This window comes from Shinella kummerowiae, from assembly GCF_009827055.1.
GTDB classification, from domain to species: domain Bacteria; phylum Pseudomonadota; class Alphaproteobacteria; order Rhizobiales; family Rhizobiaceae; genus Shinella; species Shinella kummerowiae.
Map to the genome: position 1 here is coordinate 130523 of NZ_WUMK01000003.1, position 21077 is coordinate 151599.

The following is a 21077-nucleotide window of genomic DNA, read 5'->3' on the forward strand; positions in this document are numbered from 1 at the left end:
ACGGCGGCACAGAACTCCGTGCTCGGGCGATGATCCTTCGAAGGATTTTCCACAAGCACGCCTTCCTATAACATATAATATCTATGGATTTAATATTTAAATTGCCAATCTCGCCCGACCACACAGGAGAGCATTGCCATGGGGATTATCGAAAAGCAGCCTATCGACTATACGCAGCATCCGCGCGTGAATTCGGATGATCCGATTCCGCCGCGGCCGCGGCCACAGGTGCCTGCCCATGTCATCAGGAGCGATGAGGAGGCGATCGTGGTCGCTCGACGCCTTGCCGCCGACTTCGCGCCGGGTGCCGCCCTTCGCGATAGGGAAGGCCTGCTTCCGATCGCCGAGATCGATGCCTATTCGCAGAGCGGCCTGTGGGGCATCAACATTCCGAAAGCCTATGGCGGCCCGGGCGTATCCTACAGGACGCTCGCGCGTGTGATTGCAATCCTCGCCGCCGCCGATCCGTCGATCGCCCAGATCACGCAGAACCACCTTGCCATCAACGGCCATATCGACCTCGACGGCACGGAGGAACAGAAGAAAGAGTTCTTCGGCTGGGTTCTCTCCGGCCTGCGTTTCGGCAATGCCTTTTCCGAACTGAACAGTAAAAACGTCGCCGCCTTCGAGACACGCATCAGCTTTGATGGCGACGAGGCGGTGGTGAACGGCGAAAAATTCTATACGACGGGCGCCCTTCTCTCGCACGTCATTCCGATCGTCGCGGTCGATGCACAGGAACAGGGCTATCTCGTCTTCGCCGAACGGGACACGCCCGGCATCACGGTGACGAACAACTGGTCGAGCTTCGGCCAGCGCACCACCGCCTCGGGCTCGGTGAGGATCGACAATGTGCGCGTGCCGAAGAGCCGCCTGCTGCCGGTCGCGGCGTTCGACCGGCCGACCATCGCCGGCCCCGTCTCTCAGATCATCCAGGCCGCGATAGACGCGGGCATTGCCCGCGGGGCAATCGAGGATGCGATCGCCTTCATCAAGACGCAGAGCCGACCGTGGATCGACAGCGGCAAGGAGACCGCCGGCGAGGACCCCTTCACCATTGCGGCCATCGGCGACCTGAAGATCAAGCTGCATGCGGCCGAGGCCCTGCTTGGCATCGCGGGCGAGGCCATCGATGTCGGCCTCGAAAACCCGACGGAAGAAACGATTGCCGACGCGACCGTCAAAACCGCCGAGGCCAAGGTTCTGACGACGGAAATTGCCATTCTCGCCACCAACAAACTGTTCGAGCTGGCCGGCACGCGCTCCACGCTCGCCAAGCACAATCTCGACCGCCACTGGCGCAATGCGCGGGCGCATACGCTGCACGATCCCGTGCGCTGGAAATTCTTCCACGTCGGCAACTTCTATCTCAACGGCATCAACCCGCCGCGCCATCCCTGGAGCTGACAGAGGATCGGGTGCCGGCCGCCGTGCCGGCACTCGCTCTTCGAACCGGATATCGCCCATGCCGACCCTGCGTCGCCACTTCGTCACCGCTGCCGCACCGCCGCCAAAAACCGCCCGCTATGCCCACGCCGTAGAAGCCGGCGGCTTGCTGCATGTGACAGGCCAGTTGCCGATCGATCCCGAAGATCCGCAGGCGCCCCTCCCCGCGACGATCGAAGCCCAAACCGAGCGCGTCTTCCAAAATCTCCAACGGATCCTCGATGCCGCCGGATACCGTCTGGGCGACACCGTCTTCGCCCGCATCTATCTTGCCAATTTCGCCCGCGACTATGCCGGCCTCAACGCCGTCTATCACCAGCATTTCCGCGAGGATCGCCACCTGCCCGCCCGCACGACCGTCGGCGTCGCTGCCCTCGGGCGCGACGCGCTGGTGGAGATCGACCTCGTCGTGGCGAAAGCCTGAGGACGGCAGACGGACGGCAGTTCCATCCAGAAGGCTATAGGGCGTCCGGAGGGACGCATTATCCGAACCAAAACCGCGCGCAGCAGCGTCACGGTAATCACCACAACATGCGACAAAATCGCGCAGCTCTCGCTTGACTTCTGAGGTCACGGGTTCATATTCCTCCGGCGAAATTAAATTGCCTGAAAGGCAAAATTCGCCTCGGGAGGAGAATGGATGGTATCGCATAGCGGAGGTGCTGACGTGCACTTCGCGCGGCGCATCGACCAGATGCACGCGCGCGACCGGGCAAGCCTCATAATATTCGTCGTCGTGCTGTGGTGCACGATGCTCTTTGCGCTTTTCGTCGTATGGCCGTTTATTTCCGTGCCGGCCATTCGCATCATTCTTGCGGTCTTCTGCGCGCTGGTCCTGCTCTTCAACACGGCAGCGATCGTTGCCATGCTGCGGCACTACGTCGAAGACAAAGAGTTCATTTACGGCCTTGATCTCAAGCATCTCGACGAGATGCAAGCCCGCCGGCGCGGAGGGGACCATCATGGCGTATAAGCCCCCGAAACAAAGCCTTGGCGGACAGATCTTCGACGTGCTGACACTTCTGGTGCTGACCGTGGGGGCGCTTTACATTCCGCTCTATCTCGGCCTCGCCGGCGCGGCCAAGACGCCGGCGCCGATCGAGAACCCGACCTGGGAAGCGCTCGGCCAGAACGCCAACGAGCAGGCCCAGTGGGCTGCACTCGGCTATACCGATCCTGCCGCCGTCAACGACATGATCACGGCCCGCTTCGATTACTCCTTCAGCTGGTCCGCTCTCATCATCATGGCCGTCCTCGTCATCGGCTACTTCATCCTCGTGGTGAGGCTCTCCGACAAGGAGTACCGCGACGTGATCGAAGAGCGCTTCGGCCCCAAAGAGGAATAGGCGACGACATGGATACCTGGAACATCCTGGAATACGCCGCGTGGGCGCTCTCGGCACTCTTCGCCATCCTGATGCTCTCCGACATGGCGCGCATCGACACCACCTATGACAACGACCTGCTGACCTCATCGCGTGAAGGCGAGATCGAGGCCGAGGCCGAGCGACACGTGATCTGAGGGGGCCGCGGCAATGTCGAACACCAATGCGAATGCCGGGCAGCCGGCAAGATTACAGCTTTTGCGCGTCCTCGGCCCTGCCCACATCTGGGCGCTTGGCGTGGGCATCGTCCTCGTCGGCGAATATATGGGCTGGAATTTCTCGGTGGGCAAAGGCGGCATGATCGCCGGCCTCGTCGCGTGCTGGGTTGCCGGTCTGCTCTACACCTGCGTCGCCATGATCGACTCGGAGGTAACGTCGACGGTTGCGGCCGCCGGCGGGCAATATGCCCAGGCCAAACACATCGTCGGCCCGCTTATGGCCTTCAATGTCGGCCTCTTTCTGGTCATGGCCTATACGATGCTCGAGGCCGGCAACGCGATCACGATCGGCTTCCTCCTGGACACCGTCGCGGGTTTGCAGGGGCACAGCGGCCTCAACCAGCAACCCTTCATCGTGCTGGCGATCATGTTCCTTGCCTGGCTGAACTATCGCGGCGTCCTTGCGACGCTGACGTTCAACCTTGTCATCACGGCCATCGCATTTCTCGCCATCATCACGCTGTTTCTGGTCGTGCAGATGGGCGGCTCCGCCGTGCCGCTCGACTTCTCCGCCGTGACGACCGATCCGATGCCCTACGGCTGGGTCGGGATCATCGCGGCGCTGCATTTCGGTCTCTGGTTCTATCTGGGGATCGAAGGCACCTGCCAGGCGGCCGAGGAAGTGCGCTCACCGGCCCGTTCGCTGCCTTACGGCACGATGGCGGGCATCATGACGCTGCTGATTGCCGCAACGATGACCTGGTATGTATGCTCTGGCCTCATTCCCTGGGAATATCTCGGCCAGGCCGGGACGCCGCTGTTCGACGCTGCCCGGGTGACGGGCAACAGCAGCCTCATGGTGCTGCTCTTCGTCGGCACGATGTTCTCGACCCTCGCCTCGGCAAACGGCTGCATCAACGATGCGTCCCGCGCGTGGTTCTCCATGGGTCGCGACCGCTACCTGCCGATCTGGTTCGGCGCGGTTCATCCGGTCTACCGCACGCCCTATCGCTCCATCGTCTTTCTCGTGCCGATCGCGCTGATCTTCGCACTCGGGGCGCCGCTCGACCAGGTTGTGACCTTCTCGATCCTGTCGGGTTTGCTCGGCTATACGTTCATGACCTTCAACATGGTGATGTTCCGCAACAAATGGCCGCTGGGGAGCATCAAGCGCGGATATGTCCACCCCTTCCATCCGCTGCCGACCATCGTACTGCTGCTGCTTTGCGGCACGGCCTATTTCGCGGTGTTCCTGGGCTACGGCACGCAGCTCATCGCCATGACGGGCTTCTACATCGTCGCGTCGCTGTGGTTCCACTTCCGTCGCTACCGCTATGTGCGGCGCGGCGACCAGTTCACCATGCCGTGGCCGCGGCCTGAAGGCTACTGACAAGACCGTTGGCGGCTTTGTGGTCGCCAACGCCTGCCACTTCCTGCTGTAGGGCGACATGATCCTTTCCCAGGGCCTCATCCTGATCCTCTCGCTAGCCCCATGCGCACTCATCGCTGTGCTCGCGACCAGAGAGCATCGCAAGACGATGACGCGGCGGCATCGGCTGCTGGACGAAGCGGGCGCGGTCCTGAAGACGCCCCGTTTCGGGCTTTCCGCCGATCACCATCCGGTGGTGAGTGGGGTCCTGGAGGACGGCACCCAGGTCACGCTCGATGTCGTCACCGATACGATGGTGACGCGCCGGCTGCCGCAGCTTTGGCTGCGGGTCACGCTGCAAGACGGCGTTCCCCAAGTTTGGCCGGCAATCGGCGTTCTCGCGCGGCCAACAGGGTCTGAATACTATTCGACCGTGCATGGCCTGAACGAATGGCTGACGCCGCCGACGACGCAGGTTCCCATGCTCATGCGCGGCAGCGCTGACGCCAGGAATGATCAATGGCAGCCTTTGCGGCAGGGCCTTGCTGGCCTGGTCGCTGACCCACGGTTGAAGGAGGCTGTCGTGACACCGCGCATGATCCGCGTGGTGATGCAGGCCGCGGAAGGCGAACGATCGGCCCATCTCCTGCTGCGGCAAGCGCGCTTCGCCGTCGACACCGTGCCGCAGCCCACGATACGGCAGGCACTTGCTCTCGCCATGGAACTCCGGTCGCTCGCGGGGAGCGCTGCACGGCGCGCAGTGGTCGGCGTCAGTTAAGGACTGTGCAATGGGAAAAGAACCCAATCCCTATCTCGTTCTCGCCCTTGCCGTCGCCTTGCCGGGTGCGGGTCACGTAGCGATTGGAGAGCCACGACGCGGGCTCACCTTCGCCCTCTTCGTCATGCTCTTCGCGATCCTCACCTTCATGACGACGACACCGGATCAATCGTTCATCGGCCGGCACGCCGGTGGCCTTTTCATCTGGGCCCTGTCCATTCCGGATGCCTATCGACGGGCAAGGCTGGCGCGCCTTAGGCCCTAGGCCTCAATACTGAGAGACATCGGGCAAGCCGCATAGCATGACGCGCGCCGAACCTATCCGGAGTTCGGCGCGTGTCGTATGAGTGGCCATGCGGCCTATCCACGCCTGGCCTTCTCGTCTCGGAAGGCGCCATTGATGGATTTAGAACTCTTCCCAGGAATCCTTTTCGATCGCGACCGCGGCCGAACCCCTGGCGGTGAAGGCGCTGGCGATGCGGTTGACCATGCTACGGGCGGGAGAGTTCGAAGGGGCAGCATGCCCGGCGGCCGCAGCAGGTACGGCCCGGCGTGCAGTGGCCCCCGTGGATGTGCCACTTCCCAGCTGGAACCGCGCGACCACATCGCGCAGCCGCGCAGCCTCGTTCGCCAGGGTCGCGCCGGCGGCATTGGCTTCTTCCACCATGGCCGCGTTTTGCTGGGTAACCTGGTCCATCTGGTTGACGGCCGTGTTTACCTCCGTCAGCCCGATCGACTGCTCGCGGGATGAGGTCGTGATCGCGTCCATATGCTGGTTGATGGCGACGATGTAGCTTTCGATCGTCTTGAGAGCCGCGCCCGTCTGGCTGACGAGATGAACGCCGCTTTCGACCTCGACAGAGGAATTGTTGATCAGGCCCTTGATTTCCTTCGCAGCCATCGCCGAACGCTGCGCAAGTTCGCGGACTTCCTGTGCGACGACGGCAAAACCCTTGCCGGCTTCGCCCGCACGCGCCGCTTCCACGCCTGCATTGAGCGCCAGAAGGTTGGTCTGGAAGGCGATATCGTCGATGACGCCGATGATGCTGGAGATCTGGTTGGAAGACTGCTCTATCTTGCCCATCGCATCGACGGCTTTCGCAACCACCTCGCCCGACTGGCTGGCACTCTGGTTCGCCTGAATGGCGACCGTGCGGGCCTCCTCGACGCGCTTGGAAGAGTTCGCGACATTGGTCGTGATCTGGTCGAGGGCGGCGGCGGTTTCTTCCAGTGATGCGGCCTGTTGCTCGGTACGCTTGGAAAGGTCGTCGGCGCTCTGGCTGATTTCGCGAGAGCCGCTGTCGATGGACCCCGTTGCGTCCGCGACGGCGGCCATCGTGTCGCGCAGTTGCTGCACGGCGCGATTGAAGTCGTCGCGCAGGCTTTCGAATTCCTCGGAGAACGGTTGGTTCAATTGAATGGCGAGATTGCCGGACGCGAGTTGCTGCAGCCCGCCAGCAAGCCCGCTGGTCGCATGCCCCATCGCTTCCGCGCGCACACGCTCCTGTTCGACGGTGATGCGTCGCTGCTGCTCGGACTGATCGCGCAGGGCTTCGGCCTGCTGTTCGAGTTCGCGCGCCTTGAGGCCATTGTCCTTGAAAACCTTGACCGCGCGTGCCATCGCGCCGACCTCGTCGGGGCGCGCATCACCTTCGACGGTTGCCGTGAGGTCTCCCCCGGCCAGCCGCGTCATCGTGCCGGTGAGGCGGGCGAGGGTGCCGGCCAGCGCGCGGGCGAAGAGGAAGAAGCCGAGCAGGGACAACAGCGAGACCACGACGGTGCCGGCGACCGTCATCCACAGGGCGGTCTTTCCGTCGTTGACGACCGCGCTGACGTCTGACGCGATCTCCATGATGCCGATCTTGGTACCGGAATAGTTGTTGAACGGCACGGCCTTGACGACGAACGTAGCGTCACCTGCACTTACGCGCCTCTGAATGGTCTCCCCGGCAAAGGCGGCCGCAAGGTCGTCTTCCGAAAGCAGTGCGGCATCCGTCGTCGAGGCCTGTTTCACCAGCTTGCCGTCGGCAACAATATGGACCGCGACATCGCCACCGATGCGCGCTGCAAGGGGTTCGAAATAGGCGTTTGTCAAGCTGGTCCCGACGTCAACGACGCCAACCGTCTCACCGCCGCTGACAACGGGTGCGGAAGCGAACATGCTGACCGCCGTGCGGCCCGGCTCGATGCCCGCCACGAGCTTTCCGGTCGACAAAGCCTCAACGACGGTCTTGCGGCGGCCTTTCATATCGTCGCCGAATTTGTCCGGCGTGTGGATGCGGGCGACGGCCTCGCCCTTGGCATTGATGAAGGTGATCAACTGCAGACCGCCGTCGCTGACGACAGCCGGCAGGGCAGCAGCGTGTCGGGCAACGATCGCCTCTCGCGCATTGCTGGTGATCAGGCCGGCAACCTCGGGCTCGGCGGCAAGCGTCAGCGCCAGAGCGGAAGCTGCCTTGCGCTGCGCCGCCATGTCGGTCTCGATCAGCGCAAGATCACTTGCGACCTCGCGCTGCAAGGCGTCGCTGGTCGCAATGGACTGCCGGTACCAGGCGGTACCGCCGATCGCAATGCTGGAGAACAGGACGGCCGCAAATCCGCAGGCGGTTATCGTTATCCACAAAGGACGCCGAATATCGATTTCAGACATATCATCACCTTGATGCAACTTGAGTTGCATCAGAGATGGTTGATTAAACTCAATTTTACGTAAATCTGCCGCCTCGAAAAATACATCGTCATTTCTTGTAGTCACGGTCGCTTCAGGCGGCCGTCCACAATTCACAGAGGCCTGCGCAGTCTCTTCGAAAACTGGCACCCACGGGGTGAAGAACAATCGTCAAAGCAGCCCGTATTGGCGCAGAATATTGGCAATGCGGGCGTCCTGTTCTTCGTTCGGCAGCAAAGCCGGTTGGCGGCTGGCGCCGACGGAGGCGTCCTGCAGATAGAGCGCGCGCTTGACCATGGCAGGGGCAAAACCGAGCGCGTAGAGATCCGTGCGGAAGGCGGCGAAGATTGCCTGCTGCCTTTCCGCCTCGGCAACATCTCCGGCGTTGACGCCCTTGAGGATGCCGGCAAGCACATGCGGCATGGCGTTGCCCAGACCGGAAATGCACCCGGCAGCGCCGTTCTGCAAGGCCCAGAGCACCAGATGGTCGGGACCGGAATAGACCTCGAAGCCATCGACCTCCTTCGCCACCTGAAGATAGGCCTCCAGTGTCTCCTTCGCGCCTCCCGAATCCTTGATGCCGGCGATGTTGCCATGGCCGGAAAGTGTGCGCGCGGTTTCCGCTTCGATGTGGTTCTGCGTGCGGGCCGGGATGTCGTAGAGGTAAACCGGCGTTATCACCGCATCCGCCACGGTCGAGAAATGACGGATGAGGCCATCCTGTGTGCAGGCAATGAAGAAGGGCGTGATGACCGCGATGCCATCGACGCCGATGCGATCGAATTCGCGGGCCAGTTTTATCGTTTCGAAGGTCGCCGGCATGCCGGCATTGACGATCACCCTGACGCGGCCGCCGACCTCATCGACCACCTCTTCCGTCAGGCGCACCTTCTCCTCAAAGGTCAGCGCCGTGAAGTCACCGTTGGTGCCGGCACACATGATGTTGTTGCCGACCTCGACCTGCCGGCGAACCTGGGCGCGCGTCGCCTCATAGTTGATCGTTTCGTCCTCGTTGAAGCAGGTCACGAGGGCCACGAAGGCTTGTTTGGTCATGGGTGTCTTCCTTTTCGTGGGGCAGCGCCTTACGAGGCGCTCTGAAGGCGGGCGGCGCGGTGGGCGGCCTGGATGTCGGGATCGGGGTTGAGCCCCGCGGTGAGAAGGGCACGGGTGTAGTTTTCCCGCGGTGCGTCGAACACCTCGCGCACCGTGCCGAGTTCGACGATATTGCCCTTCTGCATGACCATGACGTGGTCGGCAAAATCGCGTACGACGGGCAGGTCGTGGGCAATGAAGATGAAGGCGATGCCCATCTCGCGGCGAAGCTTGTCGAGCAGCGCGATGACCTGCGCCTGCACGGAGACGTCGAGGGCCGAGACCGCTTCGTCGCAAATGATGAGTTGCGGTTCAAGCGCGAGCGCCCGGGCAATCGCGATGCGCTGCCGCTGGCCGCCGGAGAACTGGTGCGGATAACGCCCCATATGCTCCGGTCCGAGGCCGACCTGCACGAGGAGTTCAGCCACGCGTTCGCGCCATTTTGCCCGGGGAAGAATGTCGGGATGGATGACCCAAGCCTCGGAGATGAGCTGGTAGACGGTCATGCGCGGATTGAGCGACTGGGTCGGGTCCTGAAACACCATCTGCAAGTCACGGCGCAGCTTGTAGAGTTCGGCCGGGGACATGGTGAAAAGATCGCGGCCCTTCCACAAGGCGCTGCCGGCGTCCGGCTCGTCGAGACGCAGCAAAATGCGGGCAAGAGTCGACTTGCCGGAGCCGCTCTCCCCGACGACTGCCATCGTCTCGCCTGCCATGAGATCGAAGGACACGCCCTTCAGCGCTTCGAACGAACCGTAACGCTTGCGCACGTCGCGCACTGAAAGCACTGGCTCGGCGCGGGCGGCGGGGGCGTGCATCTCGCCCTTTCCAGGCGCTGCCGCAATCAGCTTCCTGGTATAGGGATGCTGCGGGTGCCTGTAGACCTCGCGCACCGTGCCAGTCTCGACCAGCACGCCCTTCTCCATCACGACGACGCGGTCGGCGATCTCGGCGACGACGCCAAGGTCATGCGTGATGATGAGCACGGCCATGCCGGTCTCCTGCTGCAATTCCTCCAGCAGGGCGAGCACCTCGGCCTGCACGGTCACGTCGAGCGCCGTCGTCGGTTCATCGGCAATGAGAAGGTCGGGGCGCAGCGCAAGCGCCATGGCGATCATCACGCGCTGACGCTGGCCACCCGAAAACTCGTGAGGATACTTGTCAAGCGACTGCTCGGGGTTTGGAATGCCGACGCGCGTCAGGAGGTGCAGCGCCTCGGCCCTCGCCTGCACCGATGCCGTGCCATGCGTCGTCAGTGCCTCGCGGATCTGCCAGCCGACGGTGTAGACCGGGTTGAGATGGCTCAGCGGATCCTGAAAAATCATGGCGATGCGGCGGCCGTTCACCTCGCGCCGCTGCTGCGCCGGCATTTTCAGGAGGTCTACGCCGTCGAGCAGGATTTCGCCCGAACTGATGCGGCCCGGAGGCATGTCGATCAGGTTCATGATCGCCGAGGAGGAGACCGACTTGCCCGAACCGCTCTCGCCGAGGATGGCCAGCGTCTCGCCGCGATCGAGATGGTAGGAGATGTTGCGCACCGCCTTTACCACGCCGACCGCCGTGTGGAACTCGACCGACAGGTTGCGGACTTCGAGAAGATGCTCAGCCATTCGTGCGGCCCTTCATTTCAAGGCGCCAGCGCTGCACGGGGTCGAGCGCGATGCGCAGCCAGTTCGACAGCAGGTTCAGCGACATGGTGGTGAGGATGATGGCAAGGCCGGGCCAGAAGGATAGCCACCAGGCATTGGTGAGATATTGCCGGCCCTGCGAGATCATCAGGCCCCAGGTGATTTCCGGCGGCTGGATGCCGATGCCGAGGAAGGAGAGTGCACTTTCGGCCAGCATCACATAGGCGAAGTCGAGTGTCGCAAGCGTCGTCAGCGTCGGCAGGACAACGGGCAGGATATGGCGAAAGAGAATGCGCTTGCCGGACGCGCCCATGACGCGGGCGGCCTGCACGAACATGCGCTCGCGGATTTCCAGCACTTCCGCCCGCGTGGTGCGCAGATAGACCGGAATGCGGGTGATCGCCAGCACCAGCATCAGATTGAGGATCGACGACCCGAGAATGTAGAGCACGATCACCGCGATCAGCAGCGACGGGAAGGACATGATGACGTCGGCAAGCCGCATGATCACCTGGTTGACACGCGCCGACGAGAAGCCGGCGATGAGCCCGAGAACCGTGCCGATGACCGCCGAGAGTGCGACCGCGCCGGCGGCGACCATCAGCGTGTTCTGCGTGGCGACGACGATGCGGGCAAGCAGCGGGCGGCCGAGCGCATCCGCACCCATCCACCACACCCAGCCGCGCTGCCAGTCGAAGGGTGCTGCATTGCGGCCGCGCAGGTTCTGCTTGGTCGCGAGATCACCCAGCCAGCTCGGCCCGATAATCGCGAGGATCAGGATGACGATAAGGAAAATCGCCGCGCAGAGCGCGAACTTGTCGGCCAGCAGCATGCGGAACATACGCCGAGCAAACGGCAGTTCCTCGGTGATGGTGGTGTCGGTGGTCTGGAGGGTCATGGCCCTGCTCCTCAGTGGCGGATCCGCGGATCGAGCAATGCATAGGCAAGGTCGATCAGCAGGTTCATGAGGAAGATTGCCAGCGCCGTGACGAGGATCGCGGCGAGAACCACGTTGAAGTCGCGCTGCAGGATGGAATCGATCATCAGCTTGCCGACACCGGGAAAGCCGAAAATGGTCTCGACGATAACCGCACCGTTGAGCAGACTTGCCGCCTGGTCGCCAATGACGGTGATGACCGGCAGCATGGCGTTGCGCAGCGCGTGCACAAAGATGATCGGCCCGGATTTGACGCCCTTGGCGCGCGCTGTCTTGACATAGGCGGAGGACAGCGCACCGATCATCGAGCCGCGCACCACCTGCACGATGATGCCGAACGGGCGGATGAAGAGTACACAGATCGGCAGGATCCAGTGCAGCAGCGAGCCGGTGCCGGACGTCGGCAGCCAGGCGAGATTGACCGAAAAGACGACGATCGCGACGATGGCGATCCAGAAATCGGGCACCGAGGCGCCGACAAGGGAGATGACCGAGGAAAGGCGATCGAAGAATCCGCCGGCGCGGAAAGCGGCGAGCGAGCCGACGACGATGGCAGCACCGGTGACGAGCGTCATGGTGATGAGTGCAAGCCAGAGGGTCCACACGAAGGCTTCGAGCACGACATCAAGCGCCGGGCGCGCCTTGCGCAGGGATTCGCCGAAATCACCGGTAATGACATCGCCGACATAACGACCGAACTGCACCAGCAGAGGATCGTTCAAGCCATGCAGTTCGCGGAACTGCTGCTTCATCTCCGCGGACGCCTCGACCGGCAGGAACAAGGCGGCCGGGTCCCCCGTCAAGCGCGAGAGAAAGAAGACCATGACGATCAGTCCGACGAGCGAGATCAGACTGGCCACGGCGCGTTTTCGAACGAATTTCAGCATGGCGCCCTCGGGGGAATCGGGCGGCGGGATCATCCCGCCGCCTTGATTGCTGTTGTGACCGGCAAACAGAGCGTTCGCCAGGACAGATTACTTGATCTTGATTTCCGAAAGCTGGAGCGTTCCGTTGGTCGCCATCGTCGGCTTGAAGTCCAGACGTTCGGAGACGCGCGAGAAGCCGACCATGTGGAACAGCAGCACGTCGGCGACGACCTCGTCATGCACGTAGGCAATCACTTCCGACCAGAGCTTGGCGCGTTCCTCACCGACGGCGGCCGAGGCGCGCTTGATCAGGTCGTCGACCTTCGGGTCGGAGAAGCCGGACTGCGTGCCCTCGGTCGCATATTTGAAGAACATCGAGAACGACGGATCGCCTTTCGAGTTGTCATGCATGGCGGCGACGATCTGCGGACCGCGGCCTTCCTTGAATGGCTTCGAATAGTACTGTTCGTGCTCGGCGACCTCGACGAACTTCAGCTCGACCGTGAAACCGACCTCCTGGAGCTGTGCCTGGATGGCCTCCATGATCTCGGTGACGTTCGGGAAGTTTGCCGAGCGCGCAATGATGGTGATCGGCGTGTCGACCTTGACGCCGTCGGCCTTGGCTTCCTCGAGCAGCTTCTTCGCACCGTCTGGATCATACGGGAAGACCTTTACGTCGGGGTTCCAGCCTAGCGTCGGTGGCGGTACGATGGCGGTTGCGAGCAATGCGCTATCCGGCACGAGTGTACCGAGGAAGGCCTGGCGGTCGATCGCGATGTTGAGCGCGCGGCGGACGCGCACGTCATTCAGCGGCTCGATATTATGGTCGATGCGCAGATAGACGGTTTCGCTGTCGAGATAGGAGAAGTCCGTTGCCGGGTTGGTGGCGTCGAGCTGCGAGATCGAGGGCGACAGGTCCGCTTCGCCGGCCTGCACCATGGCGGCACGAACCGAAGGATCGGCGCGGAACAGGTAGGTCGCTTCCGTTACTTCTGGCTTGGCACCCCAGTAGTCGTCTCGGCCGGTCAGCACGATCTGCTGGCCCGGTGTCCAGTTGGTCAGCTTGTAGGGGCCGGTGCCGACGGGTTCGCGCACGAATTCCAGCGGCGTCTCTTCCGGCACGATGGTGACGAGCGACAGCAACAGCGGCAGGATCGGCTGGACCGGATCGGCCTTAAAGTCGATCGTGTAGTCGTCAACGACGCTCGGCGTCACCGTCATACCGCCGAAGTAACGGCGTGACTCGCAGGCGTTCTTGTCGCTCATGATGCGCTCGAAGCTGTGTTTGACGTCCTTCGCGTCAAACGCCGTGCCGTCGGAGAATTTCACGCCCTGACGCAGGTGGAACCGCCAGCTGCCATCGGCATTCTGCTCCCACTTTTCAGCAAGGCGTGGCATCACGCCCTTGTCGCCGCGAACGTCGAGTTCGGTCAGCGTCTCACTGACATTCTGCAGGATGACGCGGCCGATATTGGAGCGGGTCGCCATGCACGGCTCGAGCAGGTCGGCCTCCTCGGCGAGCACGATCTTGATCGGTCCCGAGCCGGCAAAGGCAGGGGACAAGGCGGAGCCCAGCATGAGAGCCCCCAGAACAAGCATTTTCTTCACGGCGTTTCCTCCCTAGTGAAATCGTGTTCAGGCTGATGTTGTTTTTCCGGATCGCGCGGCGACCAGCGCCGCACAGCAGATGAGCCCGCCACCGAAAAGCGTGGTGAGGGCAATATGTTCGCCAAACAGCGCAAAGCCTCCCAAGGCCACGAGCGGCAGACGCAGGAAATCGACGGGCGCGACGATGGTGGCGGGCGCCAGCGAAAAGGCATGGGTCATCATGGCCATGCAAGCGGCGCCGACCACACCCTGCAACGCAAGCAGTCCCATCTCCCGCGGTCCCGGCGTGGTCCAGAACGGCAGGGCGAAAAGAAACGCAATCGGTACGGTCAGCAGAAGGTTCCAGACGACAAGTGTCGCTGTCCGGTCCCCCTTCGACATGGATTTCAGGATCAACTGGATGGCTGACTGGAGCACGGCGCCGGTAAGCGCCAGCGCAATGGCAAGACTGATACCCTTCCCCGACGGACCGATAACCACCAGCGCGCCGACGAAGCCGATCGTGACCGCAGCGATCATCGCCGCCCCCGGCCGCTCACCAAGCGTCAGCGCGGCGCCAAGCACCAAGAAGATCGGCGATGTGAAGGCGATCGCCGTCACATCGGCGAGCGGCCCCCAGCTGAAGGCAGCGAAGAAGGCGACCATGGCCAGCAGCTTGAAACCGGCGCGAACGGCATGCTGGCGGAGCGGATACGTCGAGCGCAGCACGGTCGGACGAACAAGAATGAAGGGCAGGAGAACGGCAGCGCCGAAAAAAGCACGGAAGAAGCCTATCACGAAGGGATGCACGGCACCCTGCAGGGCGCGCACGATCACGGCGTCGGCTGCCGCGAGCATCGCTGCACCGGCTGCAAAGAGCACGGCCACCGTCGCCTTCTGTGAATTGCCGGCTTCCGGCATGAAAATCCTCCTCCCGGCATCCTCTCGCCAGGTTGCCCAGACCATCCACTTTTCGCTGAAGTTTGTCAAATTATTTTGCAATGTAAATTTATATCGAAGCTCAACTGTAATATTTTCTATTTAAATTCAATTATTTAATTTAGATTTATTGCGGCCGTGCCAAATTTGATAACATTCTCAAACTTGACAACTATGTAATTTCGGTGATTTTCAGATCCACACAGGAGGAGCCAATGGACCCCGCGGAAATCGCCCGCCACATGAATGGCCGACTTCAAGGCACATCGCCCGGACGTGATGAAGCGCTGTTGCCGTCGCCCATGATCCAGAACCATGCCGCGTTCCTGCATCTGCTTGCCGATGGCGCGCTCGCCTGCGCCTGGTTTGGCGGCACGCTGGAAGGCAAATCAGACATCTCGATCTTCGCCTCCGTGCTGCCGAAGGGGGCATCAAGCTGGGGGCCGCCGCAGCGCCTGAGCTTCGACCCAGCGCATTCCGAGCAGAATCCGGTATTCTTCACCGCACCTGATGGCAGGCTCTGGCTGTTCCACACCTCGCAACCCTCCGGCAACCAGGACGAATGCCGCATCCGCATAGCCGAAATCCGGCGCGACGCTTCGGTTCCGCTGGCGCTGACGGCGGAGGCCGGGCGTTATCTCGACCTGCCTCGCGGCTGTTTCGTCCGCGCACCGCTCACGGTGCGCTCTGATGGCGCGTGGCTGTTGCCGATCTTCCGCTGCATCCAGCGTCCCGGCCAGAAATGGAATGGCAGTCATGATACCGCCGCCGTTGGCGTCTCGCACGACGGCGGAAAGACCTGGCAACTCAAAGACCTCACCCAGTCCATCGGCTGCGTGCACATGTCGCCGGCTTCACTGCAAGGCGACCATCTCGCCGCCTTCTTCCGGCGGCGCCAGGCAGACTTCGTCTACAGGACGGAAAGCCGTGACGGCGGGCACTCCTGGTCCACGCCGCAGGCGACCGACGTGCCGAACAACAATTCCTCCATCGCCGCAATCCGCCTTGACGACGGCCGCGTCGCGATGATCTGCAATCCGGTGAACGCAACCCAGTCCACCGACCGCCGCGCTTCGCTCTATGACGAACTCGGCGAAAATGACGACCGCCCCGATGCCGATCCTGCCGGCGGTTGCTCTCCGGTCTGGGGCGTGCCGCGCGCTCCGGTCGCGCTCTGCCTGTCTGAAGACGGCGGCAACACCTTTCCGGTCCGGCTTCTGATCGAGGACGGTCCCGGCACCTGCCTTTCCAACGATTCGACCGACGGTCGAAACAAGGAAATGTCCTATCCCTGGCTACTGTCGGAAGCCGACGGCACCCTGCACCTCGCCTACACCTATCACCGGCGCGCGATCAAATATGTCCGCCTGGCACCCGGCTGGGAGAGCGCCGATACACGGAGACTTTCATGAGCAACATCATCGGCATCACCATGGGCGACCCATGCGGCGTCGGCCCCGAGATTTCGGTGCGGGCGCTGGCCGGCATGACGCCGCAAGAGCGCGCGACGATCCGCATCTACGGCAATCTCAAGACACTGGAGGCTGCGCGCGAAGCCCTCGACATCACGGTCGACCTGGCGCCGCATGTGGTGGACCTTCCCATCGAGGGCGCACCGCTCGCCTGGGGGCAGCTCAGTCCGGTCGCCGGCGATGCAGCCTTCCGCTTCATCGAAAAGGCGGTGCGGGATGCAGAGGCCGGAACTATCGGCTGCATCGTCACCGCGCCGATCAACAAGGAAGCGCTGAACCTCGCCGGCCACCACTATGACGGCCATACCGGCATGCTGCGCAGCCTGACGGGCTCCAAGGCCGCTTACATGTTGCTCGCCTCCGAGCGCCTGAAGGTCATCCACGTCTCGACCCATGTCTCCCTGCAGGAAGCTATCCGCCGCTCGACGACGGAGCGGGTACTCGCGACCATCCGCGCCGGCGATGCCCATCTGAAACGCACCGGCTATGCCGCACCGAGGATCGCGGTTGCCGGCATTAACCCCCATTGCGGCGAGAATGGGCTCTTCGGCACGGAAGACGACGAGCAGATCGCACCGGCCGTCCAGGCCGCGCGTGCGGAAGGCATCGACGCCTACGGCCCGATCTCCGCCGACACACTGTTCTACCGCGCCTATGCCGGCGCCTTCGATCTCGTCGTCGCTCAGTATCACGACCAGGGGCACATCCCGGTCAAGCTCGTCGCCTTCGACACCGCCGTGAACGTCTCCGTGGACCTGCCGATCGATCGCACCTCGGTCGATCACGGCACGGCCTTCGACATTGCCGGCAAGGGTATCGCCGACCACGGCAACATGAATTCCGCCATTGCCTACGCCCGCAAGCTGGTGTCGGGCGCCGCCAAGCGAGGATGACACCATGAGCATCGCCCCCATCACGCTCCACCAACCCCGCCGGCTCGCCGTCGGCGCCGGCACGATCGGCGAGGTCGGCGCCTGGGCCTCCGACGCCGGCTCAATACTGGTGATCGCAACGCCGATCACCGCCGGCTTCATCGACCGCCTGAAGCTTGCCGGCCGTGTCACCGTGTTCGACGCGATCCCGGGCGAGCCGGATATCATGACACTGGATGCGGCCATCGAGGCCGCACGCCGGAGCCGGCCGGATCTCATCGTCGGCCTCGGCGGCGGCTCGGTTCTCGACGTCGCGAAGCTGGTTGCAGCCCTGTGGGATGGCGAGCAGACGCTCGCCGACGTCGCCGGCCCGAACCGGGTCAACGCGCGCCGCACGCGCCTCGTCCAGGTCGCTACTACCGCCGGCACTGGCTCCGAGGCCGGCATCCGTTCGCTCATCACCGATCCCGTCAAGGGCAGCAAGATCGCGGTCGAAAGCCCGCATTTGATCGCCGACTTCGCCGTACTCGATCCGGAACTGACCTATTCCGTGCCATCGGCAGTGACGGCTGCGACCGGCGTCGACGCCATGGCGCATTGCGTCGAGGCCTTCACCAATCGCCGCGCCCACCCGATGATCGACGGTTTTGCCCGCATGGGCTTCCGTCTCGTCGGCAAATACCTTGCCCGCGCGGTGCGCGACGGCACGGACACCGAAGCCCGCGAGGGCTTGATGCTGGCGTCGTACTACGGCGGCATCTGCCTCGGCCCGGTCAACACCGCCGCCGGCCACGCCATTGCCTATCCGCTCGGCACGCGGCTGCGCCTGCCGCATGGCCTGGCGAACGCCATCATTTTCCCGCACGTCCTGGCCTTCAACCAGAAGGTCGCAGCAGGAAAGACGTCGGAAGTCGCCGAAGCCCTCGGCCTCGGCGAAAATCTTGCCGCGGAAGATCTGCTCACCGCCGCCCACGGCTTCTGCCGCGATCTCGGCATAGAAATGTCGCTGTCCGCCCATGGTGCCTCGGCGGACGACCTGCCCCTCTATGCGGGTGAAGCGCACGCCAACCGCCGCCTGATGGACAACAATCCGATCGACATGAGCGTCGATGACGTGCTCGGCATCTACCGGGCAGCGTTCTAGGAAGCTCAGCTTCCAACATCAAAACCCCCGCTTTGCCGGGGTTTTGCGCTCTACTTGGATGCCTGGAAAAGCCGCTCGCGCGAGCCGGTGAGGTGCTGGTGCATAAGTTCCCGCGCCCGTGCGCCATCACGGGCCGAAATTGCTTCCGCAATCGCCTCGTGTTCGCCAAAGACCCTGGTGAGGCCAGTGGTCTCTCGCTTTACCGAAGCGCCGTGGAACCGCATCCCGACAGCGATGTGGTCCTTCAGCGCTTCCATGGCGGTGAAGAAATAGCTGTTCTGCGCGGCGCGGGCGATGGCGAGGTGGAACTGGAAGTCCGCATCCTCCCGGTGGGACTGCCGGTTGGTAGCATCCCGCATCAATTCCAGGGCCTGGCGGATGGCGGCAAGCGTCGCCGCATCGTGGCGCTCGGCGGCGGCGGCCGCAGCCGCCGGCTCGACGGTCAGGCGGAACTCGTAGCAATTGAGAAGGTCGGCGACGTTTTCTAGCTGCCCGAAACCCAACGGCTCACGCATGCCGACGGCCCGCACGAAGCTGCCGGCGCCGCGCCGCGAATAGATGAAGCCCTGCTCGCGCAGCCGCCGCAGCGCCTCCCGGATGATCGGCCGCGAAACCTCGAATTCGATCGCCAGGTCATGCTCGGTCGGCAGGCGCTCGTCCGGCTTGTAAGCGCCGGATTTGATGGCGCGATGCATGCGCTCGAAGACGAGATCGCCAAGGCTTCTGCGTGCTGTTCCGTTCTCCAGTCCCATCGTTCATCCCGTCTTGCGGCACAGCCGGTCCGCGATTTTCCGCAATGTATCCGGCCCGCCAAATCCTCCCGATTTGGCGATAATGCAATGTCCTCGGGCATGCGCCAAGCCCAACCCGGGCAGACATTCGCCACGCAGCCGGAACCTCCCGATCCCCATTTTCCTGAGCACGGCCTCCGCCGTAGCGCCGCCGGAAAGCAGCAGCGTCGATGCCCCGCCCACAAGATCGGGGCAGACGCTTTCCGCCAGGGCGTGCGAAACCGCCTCCGAAGCCACGACATCCCCGCCCGGCACCGCCTGCACAAGCGTCAGAGGGCTGTCATCGGCCCGCGCGCCGTCAAGGCGACCATTCGGTGCCGGCAAGTAGCGCAGTTCACCACGAGCAAGCAGCGCCTCGATCTGCACAAGTGTAATTGGGTCGCGTGAGCCGATGACGAAAAGGCCAGGGCCCGCTGGTATTTCAGCGGCACGTGCAGGGGCTTGCCCGCCCATCTTATCGGCAAGCGCTTCCGCAAGGCCACGTGCGCCGACGAGAAGGTCGATGCCCGCCTCGTCCGCCCGTTCCAGCCAAAGGCGCATCTCGTCTTGGCTGGCAATGTCAGGGATCGTCGCACGGACCGCGTGCGACCCGAGCTTGTCCGCAATGGAAATAGGCGTATCCACCCCGAAACCCATCACGCAACCGTCCTTGACGATACGACCGAAGGCAGGGATCGCCGGCGCCACCAGCGCCGCGTGGTAGACAATGGCATCGAGTTCGACCGCGACATGCCCCTTGAGACGCGAATCGACCTTCTTGAAGAGACGCACCTCCGCCGGCAGGGTTGCGAGCGCCCGCTTTGCCTCCTCCCGCGCAGCATCCGCACCGATTTCACGCGACGCGAGATTGATCGACAGAACCTGCGGCACCTCTTGCAAGGCCTCCCCGACGGCGCCAGACGAAAGAGCCACTTCGACATGCATATCCCGCGCTGCGAACGGTGCGGCAGTATCCAGCGCACCCGTTAGATCATCGGCGAGAATGACCAGCATCGAAACCTCGGATTGTTGTTATCTTTAAATTGCCTCTTCATATTGAAAAGTCAACGATATTTCTTAGGTAGTTACAAACTTTCTGGAGACAGGGGCGTAACGAGCGGCTCCGCTCGAGCAGGTCAGAGACATCGACAAAGAAACCCCATTCTCCTGCCGTCCGAATCCACGCTGGCGGAGAGCAGTCGCGCCCGTCAGCGGCCTTCCGGTACACCGCGCCTACGTGCCCAGCTCCATCGCCATCAACTGGGCGATGCCCCCCAGGGTGAAGTTCGCCAGCCTGTCTGCCAGCGCCTCGTTACTGAGGCGTGCGCGGTCGAGCGGGGTCAGCACCTCGGTAACGCGTTTCTCGGCGATCAGCAGCATGAAACAGGGCGCCATGATAGAAAGGGCGACCTGGGCGACGAGTGGATGATCCGGCGCTACGCCCATGATCTGGGAAATGACGCTGAAAACCAGCGCCCTCTTCGGCTCCAGTTCCTCACGGCGAAGCTTTTCGAAATGGGGCGTTGGCGCGATCAGTTCGCGCACGACGACCTTGGCCGGCCATGACGTGCTGCTTTCTGAACGCACCACGCCGACCAGAAGGCCGATCAGCCGTCGCAGCCGGTCCTTCGGATCCTGGTCGGCGGAGACCGCCCGGGCGAGAACCTGATAGTTGACGAGCCGACGGTGCGCTTCGGCCAGCACGTCCGCGTAGAGCGGTTCGATGCCGCCGAAATGGTAGTTGATGGCCGCGGCATTCGCGCCGGCGCGATGAGCGATCTCTTTCGCCGTCGCCCGATCAAAGCCGGATTCCGCAAAAACCGCGCCCGCCGCTTCGAGCAGGCCTGTCCGCGTCGCGGCCCCATCGGGCCGTCCACCAGCGGTCGGCGACCGCCTTGAACCTCTCGCCATGTCCGCTTCCTCATTGACTGAATTCAAATCTAGATTTAAAATTGGAATTTGACAA

Annotated in this window: 21 protein-coding genes; 11 read left to right on the forward strand and 10 right to left on the reverse strand. The window is 63.1% G+C overall.

Going from position 1 to position 21077, the window contains the following annotated elements:
* Window positions 1-138 precede the first annotated feature (138 nt).
* The 8 genes from GR138_RS08455 to GR138_RS08485 all read left to right on the forward strand — a co-directional run bounded on the left by GR138_RS08455 (window position 139) and on the right by GR138_RS08485 (window position 5401).
* Window positions 139-1407 carry an SfnB family sulfur acquisition oxidoreductase gene (locus tag GR138_RS08455; protein WP_160858330.1) on the forward strand — a complete coding sequence of 423 codons (1269 nt, stop codon included), beginning with the start codon at window positions 139-141 and terminating at the stop codon, window positions 1405-1407.
* A 58-nt stretch (window positions 1408-1465) separates the two neighbouring features.
* Window positions 1466-1870: a RidA family protein gene (locus GR138_RS08460; protein WP_160858332.1), complete on the forward strand. Its 405-nt coding sequence runs from the start codon at window positions 1466-1468 to the stop codon at window positions 1868-1870.
* 216 nt (window positions 1871-2086) lie between these two features.
* The gene (locus GR138_RS08465) at window positions 2087-2419 is read left to right on the forward strand and encodes a hypothetical protein (RefSeq protein ID WP_160858334.1); all 333 of its coding nucleotides are present in this window, start codon (window positions 2087-2089) and stop codon (window positions 2417-2419) included.
* Window positions 2409-2792, forward strand: a complete 384-nt coding sequence (locus GR138_RS08470; protein WP_160858336.1) for a hypothetical protein — start codon at window positions 2409-2411, stop codon at window positions 2790-2792. Before GR138_RS08465 ends, GR138_RS08470 begins: the two co-directional genes overlap by 11 nt.
* Before the next feature lie 8 nt (window positions 2793-2800).
* A complete protein-coding gene (locus GR138_RS30220; protein ID WP_202402572.1) occupies window positions 2801-2968 on the forward strand; it encodes a hypothetical protein in 168 nt (55 codons plus the stop codon).
* A gap of 13 nt (window positions 2969-2981) precedes the next feature.
* Window positions 2982-4379: an APC family permease gene (locus GR138_RS08475; protein ID WP_160858338.1), complete on the forward strand. Its 1398-nt coding sequence runs from the start codon at window positions 2982-2984 to the stop codon at window positions 4377-4379.
* A gap of 58 nt (window positions 4380-4437) precedes the next feature.
* Window positions 4438-5136: a hypothetical protein gene (locus tag GR138_RS08480; protein ID WP_160858340.1), complete on the forward strand. Its 699-nt coding sequence runs from the start codon at window positions 4438-4440 to the stop codon at window positions 5134-5136.
* A 10-nt stretch (window positions 5137-5146) separates the two neighbouring features.
* Window positions 5147-5401, forward strand: a complete 255-nt coding sequence (locus GR138_RS08485; RefSeq protein ID WP_160858342.1) for a hypothetical protein — start codon at window positions 5147-5149, stop codon at window positions 5399-5401.
* Between the two features lie 141 nt (window positions 5402-5542).
* On the opposite strand, the gene GR138_RS08490 is transcribed toward GR138_RS08485, so the two are convergent.
* The 7 genes from GR138_RS08490 to GR138_RS08520 all read right to left on the reverse strand — a co-directional run bounded on the left by GR138_RS08490 (window position 5543) and on the right by GR138_RS08520 (window position 14835).
* On the reverse strand, window positions 5543-7786 hold the full coding sequence (locus GR138_RS08490) for a methyl-accepting chemotaxis protein (RefSeq protein WP_160858344.1): 2244 nt from the start codon (window positions 7784-7786) through the stop codon (window positions 5543-5545).
* A 189-nt stretch (window positions 7787-7975) separates the two neighbouring features.
* On the reverse strand, window positions 7976-8857 hold the full coding sequence (locus GR138_RS08495) for a dihydrodipicolinate synthase family protein (protein ID WP_160858346.1): 882 nt from the start codon (window positions 8855-8857) through the stop codon (window positions 7976-7978).
* Between the two features lie 29 nt (window positions 8858-8886).
* Complete coding sequence (locus GR138_RS08500; protein ID WP_160858348.1) at window positions 8887-10506, reverse strand: ABC transporter ATP-binding protein; 1620 nt, start codon at window positions 10504-10506, stop codon at window positions 8887-8889.
* A complete protein-coding gene (locus tag GR138_RS08505) occupies window positions 10499-11422 on the reverse strand; it encodes an ABC transporter permease (RefSeq protein ID WP_160858350.1) in 924 nt (307 codons plus the stop codon). The genes GR138_RS08500 and GR138_RS08505 overlap by 8 nt, the downstream gene beginning before the upstream one ends.
* 11 nt (window positions 11423-11433) lie before the next feature.
* Window positions 11434-12348, reverse strand: coding sequence for an ABC transporter permease (locus GR138_RS08510; protein WP_160858352.1), 915 nt, complete (start codon window positions 12346-12348; stop codon window positions 11434-11436).
* 87 nt (window positions 12349-12435) lie between these two features.
* Complete coding sequence (locus GR138_RS08515; RefSeq protein WP_202402595.1) at window positions 12436-13926, reverse strand: ABC transporter substrate-binding protein; 1491 nt, start codon at window positions 13924-13926, stop codon at window positions 12436-12438.
* A gap of 36 nt (window positions 13927-13962) precedes the next feature.
* Window positions 13963-14835: a DMT family transporter gene (locus GR138_RS08520; RefSeq protein WP_160858356.1), complete on the reverse strand. Its 873-nt coding sequence runs from the start codon at window positions 14833-14835 to the stop codon at window positions 13963-13965.
* 233 nt (window positions 14836-15068) lie between these two features.
* On the opposite strand from GR138_RS08520, the gene GR138_RS08525 reads away from it, so the two are divergent.
* The 3 genes from GR138_RS08525 to GR138_RS08535 are packed head-to-tail and all read left to right on the forward strand — an operon-like array spanning window position 15069 to window position 18341.
* Window positions 15069-16265, forward strand: coding sequence for a sialidase family protein (locus GR138_RS08525; protein WP_160858358.1), 1197 nt, complete (start codon window positions 15069-15071; stop codon window positions 16263-16265).
* Window positions 16262-17218, forward strand: coding sequence for a 4-hydroxythreonine-4-phosphate dehydrogenase PdxA (pdxA, locus tag GR138_RS08530; protein ID WP_160858360.1), 957 nt, complete (start codon window positions 16262-16264; stop codon window positions 17216-17218). The genes GR138_RS08525 and pdxA overlap by 4 nt, the downstream gene beginning before the upstream one ends.
* Window positions 17219-17222: 4 nt before the next feature.
* Window positions 17223-18341: an iron-containing alcohol dehydrogenase gene (locus GR138_RS08535; protein ID WP_160858362.1), complete on the forward strand. Its 1119-nt coding sequence runs from the start codon at window positions 17223-17225 to the stop codon at window positions 18339-18341.
* Between the two features lie 50 nt (window positions 18342-18391).
* Here the strand turns inward: GR138_RS08535 and GR138_RS08540 are convergent, their stop codons facing one another.
* From GR138_RS08540 to GR138_RS08550, 3 genes are all read right to left on the reverse strand, one after another.
* Window positions 18392-19093 carry a FadR/GntR family transcriptional regulator gene (locus tag GR138_RS08540; protein WP_160858364.1) on the reverse strand — a complete coding sequence of 234 codons (702 nt, stop codon included), beginning with the start codon at window positions 19091-19093 and terminating at the stop codon, window positions 18392-18394.
* Window positions 19094-19096: 3 nt separating this feature from the next.
* Window positions 19097-20125: a four-carbon acid sugar kinase family protein gene (locus tag GR138_RS08545; protein ID WP_160858366.1), complete on the reverse strand. Its 1029-nt coding sequence runs from the start codon at window positions 20123-20125 to the stop codon at window positions 19097-19099.
* 219 nt (window positions 20126-20344) lie between these two features.
* Window positions 20345-21022: a CerR family C-terminal domain-containing protein gene (locus tag GR138_RS08550; protein WP_160858368.1), complete on the reverse strand. Its 678-nt coding sequence runs from the start codon at window positions 21020-21022 to the stop codon at window positions 20345-20347.
* Window positions 21023-21077 lie beyond the last annotated feature (55 nt).